This is a genomic window from Catenulispora yoronensis (assembly GCF_039531695.1).
In the GTDB taxonomy this organism is placed as follows: domain Bacteria; phylum Actinomycetota; class Actinomycetes; order Streptomycetales; family Catenulisporaceae; genus Catenulispora; species Catenulispora yoronensis.
The window spans coordinates 102105-119961 of the sequence record NZ_BAAAQN010000039.1; the positions used below are offsets into that span (position 1 = coordinate 102105).

Annotated in this window: 15 protein-coding genes; 7 read left to right on the forward strand and 8 right to left on the reverse strand. The window is 71.1% G+C overall.

Annotated features, from left to right (window positions below):
• Positions 1-62 precede the first annotated feature (62 nt).
• Positions 63-2693 carry an excinuclease ABC subunit UvrA gene (locus ABD481_RS28240; RefSeq protein WP_425559304.1) on the forward strand — a complete coding sequence of 877 codons (2631 nt, stop codon included), beginning with the start codon at positions 63-65 and terminating at the stop codon, positions 2691-2693.
• Between the two features lie 15 nt (positions 2694-2708).
• The gene (locus ABD481_RS28245) at positions 2709-3692 is read left to right on the forward strand and encodes an aldo/keto reductase (protein WP_344668804.1); all 984 of its coding nucleotides are present in this window, start codon (positions 2709-2711) and stop codon (positions 3690-3692) included.
• A gap of 152 nt (positions 3693-3844) precedes the next feature.
• Here the strand turns inward: ABD481_RS28245 and ABD481_RS28250 are convergent, their stop codons facing one another.
• Entirely contained in the window at positions 3845-4219 is a 375-nt protein-coding gene (locus ABD481_RS28250) for a YciI family protein (protein WP_344668805.1), read from the reverse strand.
• Positions 4216-5304 (reverse strand): glycosyltransferase family 4 protein, encoded by a 1089-nt coding sequence (locus ABD481_RS28255; protein ID WP_425559309.1) that lies wholly within the window; start codon positions 5302-5304, stop codon positions 4216-4218. Before ABD481_RS28255 ends, ABD481_RS28250 begins: the two co-directional genes overlap by 4 nt.
• A gap of 273 nt (positions 5305-5577) precedes the next feature.
• On the opposite strand from ABD481_RS28255, the gene ABD481_RS28260 reads away from it, so the two are divergent.
• Positions 5578-6957 (forward strand): glycosyltransferase 87 family protein, encoded by a 1380-nt coding sequence (locus ABD481_RS28260; RefSeq protein ID WP_344668807.1) that lies wholly within the window; start codon positions 5578-5580, stop codon positions 6955-6957.
• 1393 nt (positions 6958-8350) lie between these two features.
• Here ABD481_RS28260 and ABD481_RS28265 read toward each other — a convergent pair.
• Complete coding sequence (locus ABD481_RS28265) at positions 8351-9637, reverse strand: cytochrome P450 (RefSeq protein ID WP_344668808.1); 1287 nt, start codon at positions 9635-9637, stop codon at positions 8351-8353.
• A 59-nt stretch (positions 9638-9696) separates the two neighbouring features.
• Here ABD481_RS28265 and ABD481_RS28270 point away from each other — a divergent pair, with 59 nt between their 5' ends.
• Together ABD481_RS28270 and ABD481_RS28275 are read left to right on the forward strand one after the other, a co-directional pair.
• A complete protein-coding gene (locus tag ABD481_RS28270) occupies positions 9697-10314 on the forward strand; it encodes a TetR/AcrR family transcriptional regulator (protein ID WP_344668809.1) in 618 nt (205 codons plus the stop codon).
• A 58-nt stretch (positions 10315-10372) separates the two neighbouring features.
• Positions 10373-11269 carry a DUF4429 domain-containing protein gene (locus tag ABD481_RS28275; protein ID WP_344668810.1) on the forward strand — a complete coding sequence of 299 codons (897 nt, stop codon included), beginning with the start codon at positions 10373-10375 and terminating at the stop codon, positions 11267-11269.
• A gap of 79 nt (positions 11270-11348) precedes the next feature.
• Here ABD481_RS28275 and ABD481_RS28280 read toward each other — a convergent pair whose 3' ends face one another.
• Both ABD481_RS28280 and ABD481_RS28285 read right to left on the reverse strand, forming a co-directional pair.
• Entirely contained in the window at positions 11349-12959 is a 1611-nt protein-coding gene (locus ABD481_RS28280; RefSeq protein ID WP_344668811.1) for a serine/threonine-protein kinase, read from the reverse strand.
• Between the two features lie 30 nt (positions 12960-12989).
• Positions 12990-13922 (reverse strand): alpha/beta hydrolase, encoded by a 933-nt coding sequence (locus tag ABD481_RS28285; protein WP_344668812.1) that lies wholly within the window; start codon positions 13920-13922, stop codon positions 12990-12992.
• 72 nt (positions 13923-13994) lie between these two features.
• Here ABD481_RS28285 and ABD481_RS28290 point away from each other — a divergent pair, with 72 nt between their 5' ends.
• Entirely contained in the window at positions 13995-14525 is a 531-nt protein-coding gene (locus ABD481_RS28290; RefSeq protein ID WP_344668813.1) for a helix-turn-helix domain-containing protein, read from the forward strand.
• A 158-nt stretch (positions 14526-14683) separates the two neighbouring features.
• Positions 14684-15115 carry a nucleoside deaminase gene (locus ABD481_RS28295; protein ID WP_344668814.1) on the forward strand — a complete coding sequence of 144 codons (432 nt, stop codon included), beginning with the start codon at positions 14684-14686 and terminating at the stop codon, positions 15113-15115.
• Between the two features lie 62 nt (positions 15116-15177).
• Here ABD481_RS28295 and ABD481_RS28300 read toward each other — a convergent pair whose 3' ends face one another.
• The 3 genes from ABD481_RS28300 to ABD481_RS28310 are packed head-to-tail and all read right to left on the reverse strand — an operon-like array spanning position 15178 to position 17165.
• Positions 15178-15750 (reverse strand): dihydrofolate reductase family protein, encoded by a 573-nt coding sequence (locus ABD481_RS28300; RefSeq protein WP_344668815.1) that lies wholly within the window; start codon positions 15748-15750, stop codon positions 15178-15180.
• Between the two features lie 24 nt (positions 15751-15774).
• Entirely contained in the window at positions 15775-16512 is a 738-nt protein-coding gene (locus ABD481_RS28305; RefSeq protein ID WP_344668816.1) for an SRPBCC family protein, read from the reverse strand.
• Positions 16512-17165 carry an ArsR/SmtB family transcription factor gene (locus ABD481_RS28310; RefSeq protein ID WP_344668817.1) on the reverse strand — a complete coding sequence of 218 codons (654 nt, stop codon included), beginning with the start codon at positions 17163-17165 and terminating at the stop codon, positions 16512-16514. The genes ABD481_RS28305 and ABD481_RS28310 overlap by 1 nt, the downstream gene beginning before the upstream one ends.
• Between the last annotated feature and the right edge of the window lie 692 nt (positions 17166-17857).

The window sequence follows — 17857 nt, forward strand, 5'->3', positions numbered from 1 at the left end:
CGACCCGCGCCGCCGCGAGCCGCCGATGTGCGCCGCCCTTCCGGCCCGGCTACCGTTTCCCCATGGTCGACAAGGGTCCTGAGCTGCGCCGATCTTCCGCTGCCCAGGCTCTGCCGCCGTCCGAAGCCGGGCCGCAGGCACCGCCGGCCTCCGCCCACGACCCGATGATCCGCGTCCACGACGCCACCGAGCACAACCTCCGCCACGTCGACCTCGCCGTCCCCCGCGACCGCGTCGTGGCCTTCACCGGCGTCTCCGGCTCCGGCAAGTCCTCGCTGGCCTTCGCCACCATCTACGCCGAGGCCCAGCGCCGCTACCTCGAATCGGTCGCGCCCTACGCCCGGCGCCTCATCGACCAGGCCGGCGCGCCGCGCGTCGACAGCATCACCGGCCTGCCGCCGGCGGTCGCGCTGCGGCAGCACCACGGCGGCGGCAGCGCGCGGTCGAGCGTCGGGACCGTGAGCCGGGTGTCGAACGTCCTGCGCATGCTCTACTCGCGGGCCGGCACCTATCCCGACGGCGCCGAGACCGTCGACTCCGACTGGTTCTCGCCGAACACCGCGGTCGGCGCCTGCCCCACCTGCCACGGCCTCGGGCGCCGCTACACCGTGGCGGAGGACCGGCTCGTCGGCGACGACCACCTGAGCATCCGCGAGGGAGCGGTCGCCGCCTGGCCCGGCGCGTGGCAGGGGAAGAACTACCGCGACATCCTCGGCGAGCTCGGAATCGACGTCGACGCCCCGTTCCACACCCTCCCGGCCGAGCGCCGGCACTGGCTGCTGACGACGGAGGAGCAGCCGGTGGTGACCGTCCATCCGGTGCGCGAGGCGCATCGCATCACGCGGCCTTACCAGGGCACTTACATGTCGCCCCGGAGCTGGGTGCTGCACACGTACGCGACGACCAAGAGCGCCTCGCTGCGCGCCAAGGCCGCGTCCTTCCTCTCCGAGGAGCCGTGTCCGACCTGCCAGGGGCGGCGGCTCAACCCGTTCGCGCTGAGCGTCACCGTCGCGGGCGTCGACATCTCCCGGGCCGCGGCGCTGCCGCTGGTCGACCTGGCCGATCTGCTGCGGCGGGCCCGGGTCCATCCGGACACCGCCGCCCTGTCGCCCGCTCGCCAGCAGGCCGCCGAGGCGCTGATCGGGAATCTGGAGGAGCACCTCAGGACCCTGACCGAGCTGGGCCTGGGCTACCTGAGCACCGACCGCGCGACCACGACCCTGTCCGGTGGCGAGTTCCAGCGGCTGCACCTGGCGACGCAGCTGGGCAGCGGGCTGTTCGGGGTCTTGTACGTGCTCGACGAACCCTCGGCCGGGCTGCATCCGGCGGACACCGAGCTGCTGCTCAATGCCCTGCGACGGCTGCGGGCCGCCGGGAACTCGGTGTTCGTCGTCGAGCACAACCCGGAGGTGATCGCGGACGCCGACTGGCTCGTCGACCTCGGGCCGGGGGCCGGGCGGCATGGCGGGCGGGTGCTGTACAGCGGGCCGTCCGGGGGGCCGTCCGGCGGGCTGTCCAGTGGGCATCCCGGCGGGCCGGCGCAGGGGCTGGCCGAGATCGCGGAGTCGGCGACGGCACGGTACTTGTTCGGCCGGGCACCCGATGTCCGGCCCGAAACCGTGCGGGAAGCGGCTTCGTGGCTGACCCTCTACGAAGTCACGCGCCACAACCTCGACCGGGTCACGGCGCGTTTCCCGCTCGGGACGCTGACCGCGGTGACCGGGGTTTCCGGGTCGGGCAAGTCGACGCTGGTCGGGCAGGTGCTGGCGGCGACGGTGCGCGAACATCTCGGGACGTCCGGGGAGGCGGACGAGCGGACCGACGGCGCAGAAGACGAGAGTGCCACGCTCGACGACGACCGCATCATCGCGATCCCCAAGGCCGACGGCCTGGACGCCGTGCACCGGCTGGTGCAGGTGGATCAGAAGCCGATCGGCCGGACGCCGCGCTCGAACCTGGCGACGTACACAGGACTCTTCGACGCGGTCCGCAAACTCTTCGCCGCGCAGCCCTTGGCGAAGGAACGCCGCTACACCGCCAGCCGCTTCAGCTTCAACCTCCCCGACGGCCGCTGCCCGAACTGCCAGGGCGAGGGGGAGGTGAGTGTGGAGCTCCTGTTCCTGCCGACCGAATCAGCACCCTGTCCGGTCTGCTCCGGCGCGCGGTACAACCCTGAGACGCTGGAAGTGCTGGTCGAGGGCAAGTCGATCGCCGATGTCCTCGCACTCAGCGTCGAGGACGCCATCGTCTTCTTCGGCGGGCTGACCAGCGGCCTTCCGGTCGTGGAGCGCATCCTGCGGCTGCTCGACGACATCGGCCTGGGCTATCTCACCCTCGGCCAGAGCGCGACCACTCTGTCAGGCGGTGAGGCACAGCGCATCAAGCTGGTCAGCGAACTGCATCGGGCACGCCGGGGACACACGCTCTACCTGCTCGACGAGCCGACCAGCGGCCTGCATCCGGCCGACGCCGATCTGCTGCTGGCCCGGCTCCAGGAGTTGGTGGACCAGGGCAACACGGTGGTGGTCGTCGAGCACGACCTGCGGGTGGTGGCCGCCGCCGACTGGCTGATCGACCTGGGGCCCGGCGCCGGAACGGCCGGAGGCCGGATCGTCGCGGAGGGGACGCCGGCCGAAGTATCCGGTGGCGACGCCGGACGCACTGCGCGATTCTTGGCGAGGTACGTCTCATAGAATGGATGCAGTCCTTTGCGATATATCCGACTTGGCAATACCGGCACCAAAGTCTCCCGCATCTGCCTGGGCATGATGAGCTATGGCAGCCCCGAATCCCCCGCCTGGATCCTCCCCGAGGACCAGGCGCTGCCGTTGGTGGCCCGGGCCGCCGAGGCCGGCATCAACTATTTCGACACCGCCGACATGTACTCGCAGGGTGCGAGCGAGGAGGTGACCGGCCGCATACTCCGGCGGCTGTTCACCGACCGCGAGGAGTACGTGCTGGCGACGAAGGTGTTCTTCCCGACCGGTCCGGGTCCGAACGACTCCGGCCTGTCCCGCAAGCACATCCTGTCCGGCGTCGACGCCTCGCTACGGCGGCTCGGGACCGACTACATCGACCTGTACCAGATCCACCGATGGGACTACGAGACGCCGATCGAGGAGACCATGGAGGCGCTCCACGACGTGGTGCGCTCGGGGAAGGTCCGCTACATCGGCGCGTCGAGCATGTTCGCCTGGCAGTTCGCGAAGGCGCAGTACACCGCGGACCTGCGCGGCTGGACGCGGTTCGTGGCGATGCAGAACCACTACAACCTGGTCTACCGCGAGGAAGAGACGGAGATGATTCCGTTCTGCGCCGATCAGAAGGTCGCCGTCCTGCCGTGGAGCCCACTGGCGCGAGGCCTGCTGGCCGGAGCCCGGAGCCGCGACGGCGAGGCCACCACGACGCGTTCGACCAACGACCCATACGCCTCGTCGTTGTACGACGACAACGACTTCGAGGTCGTCGAAGCCGTCCGAGGCGTGGCCAAGGCCCGAGGCGTGTCGATGGCCCAGGTGTCCCTGGCCTGGCTGCTGAGCAAGCCGGCCGTGACCGCACCGATCTTCGGCGCGACGAAGCTGCACCACGTCGACGACGCGATCGCCGCCGAGGAGTTGGAGCTGACCGCAGAGGAAGTGACCACGCTGGAGGCGCCTTACCGGCCGCATCCGGTACGCGGGCACGACGACTGACCGTGGGTCAGCGCGGCGGCCTCGGAGTCCGGGGCCGCCGGCTCAGACTCTATGAGTGCTGCCAGGATCGACCGTATGTCCTCTGACTTCCGGATCGCCGTCATCAGCGAACCGCCGCCCGCGCCGGGCGCCGGGCGCCGGGACCAGGACAACTACCCCTCGCCCATCCCGAAGAAATCATGAATCGACCGCACCTCAACAGCGACGACGTGGAAGTCCAGCACCCGTTCGGCGATCTCCCGCGCCCGGTCCGCGTCGGCGCACTCCAGTACGTAGTAAGCCGTCACATGCTCCCCCGACGCCGGTTCGACCGCCGGACCCGCCTCCGCCGTCGGGTCCGCGTCGGCCTGCCAGCGCAGGGTGGTGGTGTCCGACGGGAACGCCAGTCCGGCGCCGTTGAGCAGCTCGCCGGTGCCCTCCAGGTCCTTGTGCAGCGCCTCGTGCCGGGCGAACACGGCCGCGCGTTCCTCGGCGGTCATGGCCGCCGTCTTCGCCGGGTCGGCGTACATCAGCACCATGAATTTCACGCGGTCACCTTGACCGCCGGGTCCAACAGGCCTCGCAGCGTCTGGGCGATCGAGTCCCACTGCCACTTCTCCTCGACCCAGGCCCGGCCGCGCTCGCCCATGGCCTTGGCCTTCACCGGGTCGGTGAGCAGTTCCACGCAGCGGGCCGCGCAGCGTTCGACCGAGTCGCCCGGCACCACGTAGCCGGTCTCGCCCTCCAGCACGGCTTCCGGCGCGCCGCCGCTGTCGCCGGCGATCACCGGCAGGCCGACGGCGGAGGCCTCCAGGTAGACGATGCCGAGGCCTTCGACGTCGAGGCCGAAGCGGCGGGTCCGGCACGGCATCGCGAACACGTCGCCGACCGCGAACAGCACCGGCAGGCGCTCCCACGGCACGGAGCCGGTGAACACCACGTCGTCGGCCACGCCCTCGGCTTCGGCGAGTTTGCGCAGGTCGTCGGCGTACGGGCCGCCGCTGCCGATCAGCAGGGCCGCGTCGGGGACGCTGCGGCGGATCAGCGGCAGGGCCTTGATGAGCGTGTCCTGGCCCTTGCGCGGCACCAGGCGGGACACGCACGCCACCACCGGGCGGTCGGCCAGGCCGAGGGAGGCGCGCAGCTCGGCGGCGCCGGCGGGGTCGGGGTGGAACATGCCGACGTCGACGCCGGGGGTCAGCTGCACCATCCGCGCGGCGGCGGCCGGGGTCAGGGCGGTCGCGATCCGGGCGCGGTGGTACTCGTTGAGGTAGGTGACGCAGTCCACCTCGTTGGCGATGCGGCGCAGCAGGTCGCGCGCGCCGGGCAGCTTGGCCCAGCCCGACTCGTGGCCGTGGGTGGTGGCCACCAGCCGCTGGACGCCGGCCTTGCGCAGCGCGGGCGCCATCAGGCCGAGGGGCGCGGCGGCGCCGAACCAGACCGACTCGGCGCCGATCTCCTTGGCGATCGCCACGGCGCGGCGGGTGCGGTCCGGGGTCGGCAGCAGCATGCCGGTCTTCTCGCGGATCACGCGGTGCGGCTGCGCCTCGTCGAACTCGCGGCAGCGCTCGGGGTCGCCGTGCCAGCTGGAGGCGTAGACCACGGTCTGCTCCGGCGGGAGCCGCTCGACCATGTTCTGCACGAACTGCTGGATCCCGCCGGGCCGGGGCGGATAGTCGTTGGTGACCACGAGAATCGACAAATGTCCGGCCTTCCGTCCCAGGTCACGCAGCGTTGGCCCGCTACTCACCGAAGTTTAGTGGGTGTGCCGTACGAGCCTTGACCCGCCAGGCGGGGACGCGGGCGCGCCGCCGGGGCCGACGCCGGGGCCGGTGCCGGTCCGGGCGCCGAGGGTGGCGCCGGGGCCGGGCGATCCCCGGAGCGGGTCACTAGGATGGCAGCCACCATGAAGATCGCCCGCCGCCAGCATGTCGTGCCCTGGTATGTCCTGACCCGGCTGGTCCTGCTGCTCCTGGCCCTGAACACGCTGCCGTACTTCAACCGCGGCGCGGTCACCGGCGACGTGCAGCTCTACCACCAGTGGATCACCGGCTCCTTCGACCACGGCGAGTACCCCCTGGACGACCAGCGGTGGCAGTACCCTCCGGGGGCCGCCGTACCGCTGCTGCTGCCGCACCTGCTGCCGGGCAGCTACTACGTGCTGTTCTTCCTGATGTGCCTGGCTGCGGACGTCGCGGTGTTCGTGCTCCTGCTGCGCACCGCGCGCCGGACCGATCCGAACCCGAGCCCGGCCGGGCCGTGGCTGTGGACGCTCGGCATCGCGGCGATCGGTCCGATGGTCTACGGCCGCTACGACCTGGTCGTCACCGCGCTGGCGGTGGCGGCGCTGACGGTGACGGTGCGCTCCAAGCGCTCGACCGCGGTCGTGCGCGGCGTGCTGATCGGGGTCGGCGCCTTCGTGAAGCTGTGGCCGGCGGCGTTCCTGTTCGCCGCGCCGAAGCGGCGCAACGGCCGCGTGCTGGTGGGCGTCGCGGCGGCCACGGCGGCCGTCCCGACGCTGGTGCTCCAGCTGTTCTTCCCGGGCGTGCTGTCGTTCCTGACGAACCAGAAAAGCCGCGGCATCCAGATCGAGTCGGTGTTCGCCACGCCGTTCCTGGCGGGCAAGTGGTTCGGCTGGTCCGGGACGGTCAAGAACACCGAGTTCGGCGCGTTCGAGTATCTGGGGCCGGGCGTCACGGTGGCGGCGAAGGCGGCGCTGGCGGCCACGGCGGCCGGGTTCGCGGTGCTGCTGCTGATCCGGCGGCGCGCGGCGGTGCGGGGCGGGTTCCCGTTCCCGGGGATGATGGCGGACGTGTCGTTCGCCGCCGTACTGGTGGCGGTGGTGACCAGCCGGGTGCTGTCGCCGCAGTACCTGGTGTGGCTGCTGGGGGTGGCGGCGGTGTGCCTGACGCGGCGCGCGACGCTGATGCGGACGCCGGCGTGGCTGGTCCTGGGCGCGGTGTCGGTGACGCAGCTGATCTTCCCGCTGTTCTACCACTCGCTGCGCGGCGGCCAGGTCTACTCCGGGCTGATCCTGCTCGGCCGGAACGCGGTGCTGGTGGCGGCGGCAGTCCTGGCGCTGCGCGCGCTCTGGCGTGCCACCGGCGCCGACTCAGGACTTCTTCTTGAGCAGAGTCTCGACGGCAGCAGCCTTGGCCAGGACAGCAGCCCGCCACTTGACGGTGAAGTCCTTGGTCGTGGTGCCGAGCACGGTCCGGAACGCGTCGCCGACCGGGTCCGCCGTCCCCTCCGGCGCGCTGCCGACGGCCTGGTAGAAGGCGACTAGCTTCGCCTGGCCGTACTTCTCGGCGAGGTAGGCGCAGGCCAGGTGGCTGATCTGGTAGGTCCGCGAGACGGCGTCGCCGGAGCCGTGGAAGTCGTCGGTGGTCGGCAGGTCCTGCGGCTTCCAGCCGCCGGCGACGGCGTTCGCCAGCTCCAGGAACTTGCGGTCGCCGGTGATGGTCGAGTTCAGGTAGCCGGTGTAGTCGGCCGCGCCCTCGGACAGCCACAGCGGCATCGCCGGGGTGGTCCAGGCACGGGTGGCGACGTGCGTGAGCTCGTGGTCCAGGAAGAACTGCCAGGCGTCCGGGGCCTCGGCGTTGAAGGCGTCCGGGTTGATCAGCACCCGGCTGGCCGGGGCGCCGGTCAGCGGCTTGCCGCCCTCGCCGGCGGTGACCGCGACGACGCCCTGCAAGCTCCCGGCGGTGGCATTGAGCAGGTCCTCGACCTGGCCCTGGGTGGACGGCACCAGCACCACGACGTCACCGCTCCAGCCGGCCGCGCCCCACACCTTCGCGGCCTTGTCGGCGGCGTGGTCGGCCAGGTCCGCGAACGGCTTCAGGCGCTGGTCGCCGCCCATGCCGATGACCAGCGAGCGGGCGCCCCGCACCACCGAGACCGGGCCCTGGTCCCAGATCTCGGTGTCGGCGTGCAGCCCGGCGGCGGCACCGTCCGCGTCGGAGGACAGCAGCCACTTGCCGCCCTTCTGGACGAAGGTCAGGTAGCGGGTGACGGTGACCGGCTGGTAGTCGACGCCGGAGAGCTGGTACGTCTCGGTGACCTGGTAGACGTGCCGGGCGGCGGCCCGGGCCAGGGCCGCGGGCTGGGCGTCGGCCAGCTGCATGCTCCACTCGGCCAGCGGCAGCGCGCCCAGGTTGTCGAAGCGCCGGCCGTCGGCGTCCCGGAACGCCCCGGGCGCGTCGGTGGCCAGGTAGGCGGCCTTGTCGTGGTCGGTGACGGCGACCGCGCGGGCGGCCAGCGTGGCGGCGGCGCCGGCCCGCACGTCCTGCTCGCTCGGCGCGGCGGAGGCCGTCGAGGAGGCGACACAGCGCGCGGCGAGCAGCGCGACCGCCACGGCCAGCACCGCGGCGCCCGCGCGCACCGGCCCCTTGTCGAGCCGCAGGGAGCCGGGAAGCCCCTGCCCCAGCCGCGCTATCGGTGTCACAGGCGACCATGCTAGAGGTTCGAGTCGAACATTCGGCCACAACTCGGCCGCGGCCGTTCGGCCGGCGGCTCGGCGCCGCTACCTGGGGGTGTGACGGAGGGTTTCCTTGGTTTCCTTGGTTCGCGGGGTTCCTCGTTTTGTGAGCTTCCTCGATTCGCCGGGCTCCTTAGTTTTCGTTGACGGGCGGGGCCGTCCGGCCCGCGGAGTCCCGCACGCCGGACGCCCCCGCCCGCGGCTACCCCGCGCTCACCGGCAGCCGTTCCAGCCCCCGCAGGTTGATCCGTCCGTTCCACACCGGTGCGCCGGCCAGCGCCAGCCCGGGGAACCGGGCCGCCAGCCGTTCCACCGCCACCCGCGCCTCCAGGCGGGCCAGCGCCGCGCCGAGGCAGTGGTGCGGCCCGCCGCCGAACGAGACGTGGTTGCGGGCGTTCGGGCGGTCCACGCGCAGCTCGGAGGCGTCCGGGCCGAACGCGGCCTCGTCGCGGTTGGCCGAGGCCAGCGCGACGATCACGAACGCACCTCGCGGGATGACCTTGCCGCCGACCTCGTACGGCGCCAGCGTGATCCGGCGTGACTGCTGCACCGGGGCGTCGTACCGGAGCAGCTCCTCGACCGCGTGCCCGGCCAGCTCCGGGGCGTCGTGCAGCTTCTTCAGCTCGCCGGGGGCGCGCAGCAGGGCCAGGGTGCCGTTGCCGATCAGGTTCACAGTGGTCTCGTGGCCGGCGACGTAGAGCAGGATCACCTGCGCCACCAGCTCCTCGTCGGTGAGCCGGTCGCCGTCGGACTCGGCGGCGATCAGCGCGGTCAGCAGGTCGTCGCCGGGATGCGCGCGCTTGGCGTCGATCAGGCCCCGCACGATCTCCTGCATCGCCAGGCGCGCACGGTTGATGCGGACCAGCAGCTCCGGATCGCCAACCGGCTCCAGGGTGCGGACCAGCAGCCCGCTCAGCTGCCTGATCCGGTCGTGGTCGGCGTCGGGGATGCCGAGCATGCGGGAGATGACGGCGAACGGGATCGGGAAGGCCAGGGTGCTGATCAGGTCGGCGCCGCTTCCGCCGGCCCCGCCGCCTCCTGCCCCGCCGCCTCCGTCGCCGCCCGCGCCGCACTCCTCGGCCAGCCGGTCCAGCGCGTCGTCGACGAGCTCGGTGACGAACGGCTCCAACGCCGCCACCGACCGCGGCGTGAAGACCTTCGAGACCAGGCCGCGCAGCCGGGTGTGGTCCGGCGGATCGCGGTCGAGCATGGACAGGCCGTAGGTGTCGATGCTCTCGGCGAACTCGGGGTCGGCCTGGAGCATGGCGTCGGCCTGGAGGCGCGCGACGCTGTTCTCCTCGGTGTTGCGGTAATCGACGGAGTGGCCGGAGCGCAGCAGCGCCGAGACGTCCTCATGGCGGGACAGGATCCAGAAGCCGAAGGGGTGCTCCTGCACCGGGTCCTCTTCGCGCAGGCGGCGATAGGCCGGATACGGGTCGTCGGTGAACCCCGGAGCGAAGGGGTCGAAGAAGCCATCGGCGTCAGCCATCACAGACTCACCTGCTCTGCGTCGGAAACATACTCTGTGTATGTTCGTATACTCGTAGCATGTCCCGCGTCAAGAGCAGGCGAGAGCAATACTCCGAAGCGACCCGTGCGGCGCTGCTGGAGGCCGCCGCCCGCCGGTTCGCCGAGCACGGCTTCGCGGGCACCGCGCTGGAGGACGTCGCGGCGGACATCCAGGCCACGCGCGGCGCGGTGTATCACCACTTCGCCAACAAGACGGCGCTGTTCCGCGCGGTGTACGAGGACGTCGAGACCACGATGCTTACGCGGGTGAAGGAAGCCGCCGCCGCGCACCCGGACGACGTCGGGGCGGCCGCCGACGCCGCGCTGGCGATGTTCCTGGAGTGCTGCTGCGAGCCGGTCTACGGCCGGCTGGTCTGGCAAGAGGCGCCGGTCGCGCTGGGCTGGCAGGAGTGGAAGGCCAGCGAGGAGCGCTACGCCTTCGGGATGATCGAGGCCACGGTCCGGACCCTGATCGAGGTCGGCAAGCTGCCGCCGCTGCCGGTGATCACGTTCGCCCGCACCGTGTTCCACCTGCTCGGCTCGGCCGGCATCGACCTGGCGCTGACGGCGGAGCCGGACAAGGCGCGGGTGAAGGACGAGTACCTGCAAGTGCTGCGCTACATGCTCGGCGAGCGCCCGGGGCCCGCGACGCCCTGACCACGCGCCGCCGCCTTCCCGGCCGTCGGCCGCCCCCGCGCCCCGTTACGATCGGCCCATGGCCGAGGTGATGGGGAAGAACGGAACCTGGACCTTCAACGGGGACCTCGTGCGGATCGTGCCGGGGCACGACAAAGACGTCTCCCGCGTCCGCGCCGCGCTCGGCGAGATCGCGGTGCCGCTGGAGGCGGTCGCCGGGGCCGCGTTCGAGGCCGCGCCGGAGGGCGGGAAGAAGGCCAAGCACGGCGCGGGCCGCCTCCGGCTGCGCCTGCGGACCGGCGCCGATCCGTTCCTCCAGGCCTGCGGCGGCCGCCTCAACGACGACGACGATCCCTATCAGCTGGAGATCCCGCTCGACCGCGGCGGCGTGGCGGAGTACTTCGCCGACGAGGTGCGCGACGCGCTCACCGTGGCGCAGGTCCCCCACGACCCGACCGACCGCTACCTCGTCGCCACGCCACCGGTCCCCGTGACCGCGAACGGCCAGGACGGCATCGGGTCCTTCGACGGCGAGACGGTGCGCCTGGAGTGGAACTGGCTGGCCGACCAGAAGAAGCGCAACGCCGGCAATCGTGAGTGGCCGCTGTCCGCGCTGGAGGCCGTGGAGTGGCGCCCGGCGGTCGGCATGGACTGGGGCTGGCTGCGCTTCCGCATCCGCGGCGACGCCGGCATCGTGTCGCCCAACCCGCGGCTGGACCCCAACTGCCTGACCCTGTGGGGCACGAAGAAGGAGAGCGGGACCAGCGCGCTGCTGGCGACGGCGATCATGGGGCGGATGCCGCATCCGAACGCGGCGGCCGAGACGGAGGTCCCGGCGTTGACGGCGGCCGGTGCCAGCGACGATCACGACGCCTTGCTGCGGCGGCTGCGCGAACTCGGCGACCTGCACCGCGACGGCGTGCTGACGGACGAGGAGTTCGCGACGGCGAAGCAGGCCGTGTTGAAGCGGATGTGAGAGGTCTGAGTCGGCGTTTCGACTTTCGGCTTCCGGCTCGCGGCTCGCGGCTCCCGCCTCTCGGCTCCCGGCTCCCGCCTCAGTTGCAGTTGACCGCGCTCCGGATGTCGGCGGGCGCGGCGCTGACCGGGCCGCCGCAGACGTCGGAACCGAGGTCGACCGCCTTCCAGCTGCCGTCCTGCTGGGCGTAGACCACCTTCGCATTGCCGACACTCGCCGAGGTGAGGCGGGCGACGCCCCAGCCGCCATCGCATTTCAGAACACTGATGCTGGCATCCGAGGGCAGGCTGCCGGCGTTGAGCTGCTTGGCGAGACTGAGCGCCTGCCCGTTGCTGAGGCACGCGGCCTGCTGGCTGTGGGTGGACGTGGTGACCGGCGGCGGAGGAGCGGGAGCGCTCGAACTGGTCGGCGGCGCGGCAGAACTCGAACTCGAACTCGATGTGGTGATCTCCTCCGATCTGCTGCTGGTCGACGCCGAGGAGGCCGAGGTCGTGGTGCTGCGGCTCACGCTGTGGCTGGTGCTGCCGCCGCTGCTCACGACGAGGGCCGGCGCGGACGACGACAGACTCGCGGTCGGAGTCCCGGAACCGTGCAGCGTCAACGCCGCAGCCACCCCGGCCACTGCCACCAGGGCCACGCCGCCCACCGACATGATCGCCCGACGCCGCCGGAGCCCCGGCTGCGTCGGCGGTTCGGCGTTGTAGGGCCGGTACGGCGTCGCGGTACTGGTCGGCTGAGTGTTCGAAGGCTGAGTCCACTGCGGGCTTGGCTGCCAGTTCTGCGGATCAGGGTTCTGCTCCGCATCCCGCAGCGCAGCCGAAATCGCCCCGTCCTGGCTCGCTATCAGCCCGAACACCGGATCCGGCCAGGCCCGCGCCGCGGGCGGCACCGTCCCGACCCGGGTCAGCACCTCCGCCGGAGCAGGCCGCGCCGCCGGGTCTTTGGCGATACAGGCCTCGATGATGCCCCGCAGCGGCTCCGGCACCGCCGCCAGATCCGGCTCGGAGTGCACGACGTTGTAGAGCGTGGCCGGCGTGGACGCGCCCAGAAACGGATCGACCCCCGTACAGGCCAGATAGAGCACCGCTCCCAGCGAGAAGACGTCGCTCGCGAATGTCAGAGCTTTGCTCTCGGCCTGTTCCGGCGACATGTAGCCCGGCGACCCGACCAGCCAGCCGGTATGCGTCAGCTCGCTGGTGCCGCCGTCCGTCGCCCGCGCGACGCCGAAGTCGATGACTCGGGGCCCGTCCGCGGCCAGCAGCACGTTCGAGGGCTTCAAGTCGCGGTGCACCAGCCCGGCGGCGTGGATCTCGCCCAACGCGGCGGCCAGGCCCGCGGCCAGCCGCAGCGCGGCCGGACCGGGCAGCGGACCGGCGGCGTCGACCGCCTCCCGCAGCGACGGCCCCGGCACGAACACCGTCGCCAGCCAGGGCAGTTCGGCCTCGGCGTCGGCGTCCACCACGGCCGCCGTATAGGCCCCCGACACCCGCCGCGACGCGTTGACCTCGCGGCGGAACCGCTCGCGGAACCCGGGATCCTCCACATGCTGGGCGTGGACCAGCTTCAACGCCACCAGCCGGCCGTCCCGCCCACCGGCGAGCAGCACCCGCCCCATGCCGCCGCGGCCCAGTTCCCCGAACACCCGATAGGGCCCGATCCGACGCGGATCGGACGGTCCGAGTGGCTTCATGGCCGTAAGACTAACGGCATCCCAGTACTGCTACCTCGCCATCAGGTCCCTGACAGCCTGGACCACCGCGTCCGGGCGGCGCATCGGCAGCGTCGCGTGTCCGACGCCCTCGATCCGCCGGTTCTCGCCGTGGGTGAAGCCGGCGGCGAGTTCGTCGTAGAGGCGCAGCTTGGCGTCGATCTCGGCCTGCAAGCCTTCTTCGGAAACGCCCATCGAAACGGCGCGCTTGAACGGATCCACGTCCATCGCGGTCAACACCACCGCGGGGAGGTCGGCGGGAACCGGCCCGGCGGCGCGCATCTCGTCGCCGAGGGCTTTGACGTTGGCCGCCTCGCGGATGCCGACTCGCAGCCACCTCGGGTGGACGTGATTGGCGACCAGGGGTTCGCGGACCTCGGCCGGCCAGGCGGTCATCTCCTGCTCGAACAGGTCGCGATAGAAGTCGATGACCTGCTGGGGAAGCTCGGTCGGCAGATCCTGATCGGGGTCGAAGGCGTCCCAGCGGTCGGCAAGTTCTTGAGGCATGTACTTGTGGTAGTCCTCGTGGCCGGGCTCGAACAGGACGAGGCCCGCGACCACCTCCGGCCGGCGCGCCGCGAGATAGCGCGCGTAGAGAGCCCCGAGCGAATGGCCCGCGAAGATGTAGGGCCCTGCGATGCCCGCGACGCGCAGCAGCTCCAGCAGTTCCTCGGTCACGACGGCCAGCGAGCGCGGGAGGCTGACGTCCCGATCGCTCCAGCCGGTGCCGCCCCGGTCGTACACGACGCCTGCGGCGAACTGCGCGACACCGTCCAGGACCGGCCACAAGTCCAGTCCCACGCAGCCGCCGCCGGGCAGGAGCACCACGCAGGGTTCGCCGTCCCCCCGGGTCCCGGCCTGGTGCATGAACAGCTGATGCCCGTCGACGACGCAGTGGCGGCCGAACGGCGCCGGACGCTCGGCGGGCAGGTTCAGGTCTGACACGGCGGTGTCCCCTCCGACGGAATCTGCATTCCCAACTATGGGAACGGTACCAGAGATGGGAATATGAAGCGCGTGGACACCCTCACCCTGCTGCTGCACCCAGTGCGGCTGCGTATCCTGCACGCCATGACCGGCGGTCTGACCCGCACCACCGGCGAGCTGTGCGCGCGGCTGCCGGACGTGCCGAAGACGACGGTGTACCGCCACGTGGCGCTGCTGGCCGACGCCGGGCTGCTGGACGTCGTGGACGAGCAGCGGGTCCACGGCGCGGTCGAGCGGTACTACCGCCTGCGGGGCCGTCCGCGCGTCGATCCCGCCGACGCCGCCGCCATGACCATCGAGGACCACCGCCAGGCCTTCACCGCCGCCATGGCCGCCCTGCTGGCCGACTTCACGACCTACCTCGACCGCGCCGACGCCGACCCCACCGCCGACTCGGTCGGCTACACGCAGATCCCCCTGTGGCTCAGCCCTGCGGAGCTGGCGGAGATGCTCGACGAGTTCCGCGCCGGAATCCTGGCCCGGATGGAGAATCAGCCCTCTGCCGAGCGCGGACTGTACCTGCTCAGCCCGATCCTGTTTCCGATCGAGCGCGCGGAGTAGCCGCGACGCGCCCCTCGCCGTCCGAGAGCCGTCGACCGCTCTTTGACGCGGTCCGCCCGGCAGAATGCTTCACGCCGGGCGATCACACCGTCCGCCGAACCGCCCCGACCTGTACCGCCCCGTACTGACCCGCACCGACCCGCACCACGGAGGAACCAGTGCTCACCCCCGCCGATGAGACCCTGCTGCGCCGTGCGATCGCCATCGCCGCCCACGCCGTCACCCTGGGCGATGCCCCCTACGGCTCGCTGCTCGCCGATGCCGATGGGAACATCCTGATCGAGGAGCACAACACCGTTAAGCGGGACGACGACATCAGCGCCCACCCGGAGCTGAAGCTCGCCCGGTGGGCCGCCCGGGAGCTGACCCCCGAGGCCGCGGCCGCGACCACCATGTACACGAGCTGCCAGCCGTGCGGCATGTGCACCGGCGGCATCGTCCGCTCCGGCCTCGGGCGCGTCGTCTACGCCCTGGCCACCGACCAGCTGGTCGAGCTGAACCCCGGCTCGGGATGGCCGACCGTGCCGCAGGACGGGCCGGCCCTGTTCGAGGAGGCACGCGTGCCGATCGAGACCTTCTACAAGAGCTGACATACCCGGACAACGAAAACCGCCGCACCGATGCTGGCATCGGTGCGGCGGCGCGTCCGGCCTCAGTGGACCACGTCGTAGACAGCCTTCTGGACCCCGTTGCTGTACGTCGCGGAGTCGACCAGCTTCAGCTTCTGGGCGTCCACATCGGACGCGCTGAACAGCCGACGGCCGGAACCGAGCAGCACCGGGAACACGAGCAGGTGGTAGCGGTCGATCAGCCCCGCGTCGGACAACGCGTGGTTCAGCTCGATGCTGCCGTGCACGATGATCGGACCGCCCTCGGTCTGCTTCAGGGCCGCGACGTCGTCGAGCGAGCGCAGAATCGTGGTCTCGCCCCAGTTCGTCGCCAACTGCCCGTCGGTCAGCGTGGTGGAGACGACATACTTCGGCATCGCGTTGTAGCCGGGGAACTCCGCCATGTCCGGCCACACCGGGCTGAACGCCTCGTAGCTCTTGCGGCCCAGGAGCAGCGCCGTGGCCTCCTCCTGCTCGGTCCCCTTGAGCTCATACGCCTCGGGGACGAACTCGATCTCCTTGAACGTCCACCCGGCGTTCCGATACTCGGTCTCCCCGCCGGGGTCCTGCATGACCCCGTCGGCCGAGACGAACGCGCTGCTGATCAGAGTACGCATTTTCGTTTCCTCACTCAGTTGTCTCTAACTCATGACCTCGGACAGCCAGCGCTGCCAGGCCCCTTCCGCCGCATCCGTGACGGGCCCGAACAGGTGGTGGAACATCAGCGCCACCCCGGCCCCGTGATGGAAGGCATAGATCGCGTCCTCGGTCCGGACCTCGAACCGCTCCTCGTCGGCCCACACCACCTCCCCCGCCACCACCGGCAACCCCTCCGGCCCGCCGTCCGCCCGGTCGCCCACCGCGACCAACGCCGGCAACCCCAGCGCCTCGGCCAGCAACGTCCGTATCTGCTGCGCGGACCGCCCCTCCACCGGCGCCACCCCGAAGACCGGCTCCGCCACCCGCCCGGGGAAGTACGCCAGGTACTCCCGCAGGGTGTTGAGATGAAACGGCCAGCCCCGGCGCAGCGCGTCGTACTCGTCCTGCCAGTCGTCGCCGAGCATCCCGCTGTGCACGACCCGCAGCACCGTGCTGCCCCCGTCCCGCCCCTCCAGCAAGTACTCGAAAGCCATGAAGCGCCCGTCCTCCGCCTCCGCGGTGCGCGAAGCAAACCGCTTCCCCGGCTCGAACGCGGTGACCTCGGCCTCCTCCCGACGCCAGCCATTGGTCACGGCCGCGACCCCGCCCACCCGCCCCTCCACCTCATTGCGGCCCATGAACCACGAATCAATGCCCGGCCCGGTGGCGATCGCCTCCCAGACCCGCTCCGGGTCCGCGGGCAGCGCCACCTCCACCTCGATCTCGAACGGATGCACCATCACCGATCCTCCTGTCCCACTTCAGCGTCGACTGCCCCACCCGCCCCGGCCATCGGCACTGGGCCGCCCGGGTCCCGCTCCGGAATCTGATGCACCCCGACCACCACCCGATGCACCCGCCCCCCCACCGCCCCCTCGTCGTGATACCGCCCCACCAACTCCGCCACCACCCGCGTCAACTCCTCCGCGAACTCCGCCCGCTCCCCCGCCGAAGCGAACCGCACCTGCGCATCCACCGCGAAAGTAGCCACCCTCCGCTGCGCCCGCGCCGCCCCACCCAACAAAGCCCCGACCTCCTGCACCAACCGCGCCCCCAACGCCACCAACCACCGCGCCGACAACTGATCAGGCGCCCGCGCCGGATCCGGACTCACCGCCCCCAAAGCCACCGGCGAAATAACAAAAGAAGCAGCAACAGCCCGATAAACCCGCTCCGCGACATTCCCCCTCCGCCGCTCCTCCACCAACTCCACCAACCCATGCCGCTCCAACTCCTTCAAGTGATAATTCACCTTCTGCCGCGCCACCCCCAACCGCCCCGCCAACATCACCGCCGACCCCGGCTCCACCAACTCCGCCAAAATCCGCGACCGCATCGGATCCAACGAAGCCTCCGCCGCAGCGGGCTCCTCAATAACAGCGACTTCCAACATGCCAACCAGCCTGCCGCCGACAACAATTTTTGTCAAGACAAATTTTCTTGTCGGTGAGACGGGACGACGATCGCCCACCTACACCCACCTGAAGCCGACTCCTCCTGGCGACAACGCGAACGCCGAGGGAGGGAGGCACTGAATGGAGTGCCGCTGGAGGACTGGCGGCTGGAGCAGCGAGCGAGGACTGACTCACGAGCAGGCCGAGAGCAGGCAATGGAGATCCGGCGCAGCACCACACGCCAGCAGCCGCAGCCGCAGCCGCTAGCGGAACCGGACACCATCGCGGCCAGCCGCCCCGCCAACAGCACGACCGGCGGCGGCCAGCAGAACCGGACGGCATCGAAACTGGCCGCCCACCGCATCACCACCGGCGGCTGCCGGCAGAACTGTTCAGCCTCGCGACCGGTCGCACCGATGCCAGCATCACAACCGGCGGCGGCCAGAAGGACCGGTGGTCATCGCAACCGATCGCCCCGCCACCATCACCACCGGCAGCGGCCGGCAGAACCGGACACGATCACAACCGGTCGCCCCGGTTTTTGCTTTGCCCCAAAGTTAGGTCTTCGGTTCCGGTCTTTCCGATGCTCCTATGTCAAGGTGTGGGGGTTGGTTGTGTGGTGTTTTGGTGGGTGAGGATGCGGTGGATTTCGTTGGCTATGTAGCGTTTGAGGCAGCGCATGATGTCTTTT

Bases quoted from the DNA above. Each gene is read 5' to 3' on its own strand.
- ABD481_RS28240 (WP_425559304.1), top strand. From the start codon at position 63: ATGGTCGACAAGGGTCCTGAGCTGCGCCGATCTTCCGCTGCCCAGGCT.
- ABD481_RS28255 (WP_425559309.1), bottom strand. From the start codon at position 5,304: ATGGTCGAGCGGCTCCCGCCGGAGCAGACCGTGGTCTACGCCTCCAGC.
- ABD481_RS28260 (WP_344668807.1), top strand. From the start codon at position 5,578: ATGAAGATCGCCCGCCGCCAGCATGTCGTGCCCTGGTATGTCCTGACC.
- ABD481_RS28265 (WP_344668808.1), bottom strand. From the start codon at position 9,637: ATGGCTGACGCCGATGGCTTCTTCGACCCCTTCGCTCCGGGGTTCACC.
- ABD481_RS28270 (WP_344668809.1), top strand. From the start codon at position 9,697: ATGTCCCGCGTCAAGAGCAGGCGAGAGCAATACTCCGAAGCGACCCGT.
- ABD481_RS28275 (WP_344668810.1), top strand. From the start codon at position 10,373: ATGGCCGAGGTGATGGGGAAGAACGGAACCTGGACCTTCAACGGGGAC.
- ABD481_RS28280 (WP_344668811.1), bottom strand. From the start codon at position 12,959: ATGAAGCCACTCGGACCGTCCGATCCGCGTCGGATCGGGCCCTATCGG.
- ABD481_RS28300 (WP_344668815.1), bottom strand. From the start codon at position 15,750: ATGCGTACTCTGATCAGCAGCGCGTTCGTCTCGGCCGACGGGGTCATG.
- ABD481_RS28305 (WP_344668816.1), bottom strand. From the start codon at position 16,512: ATGGTGCATCCGTTCGAGATCGAGGTGGAGGTGGCGCTGCCCGCGGAC.
- ABD481_RS28310 (WP_344668817.1), bottom strand. From the start codon at position 17,165: ATGTTGGAAGTCGCTGTTATTGAGGAGCCCGCTGCGGCGGAGGCTTCG.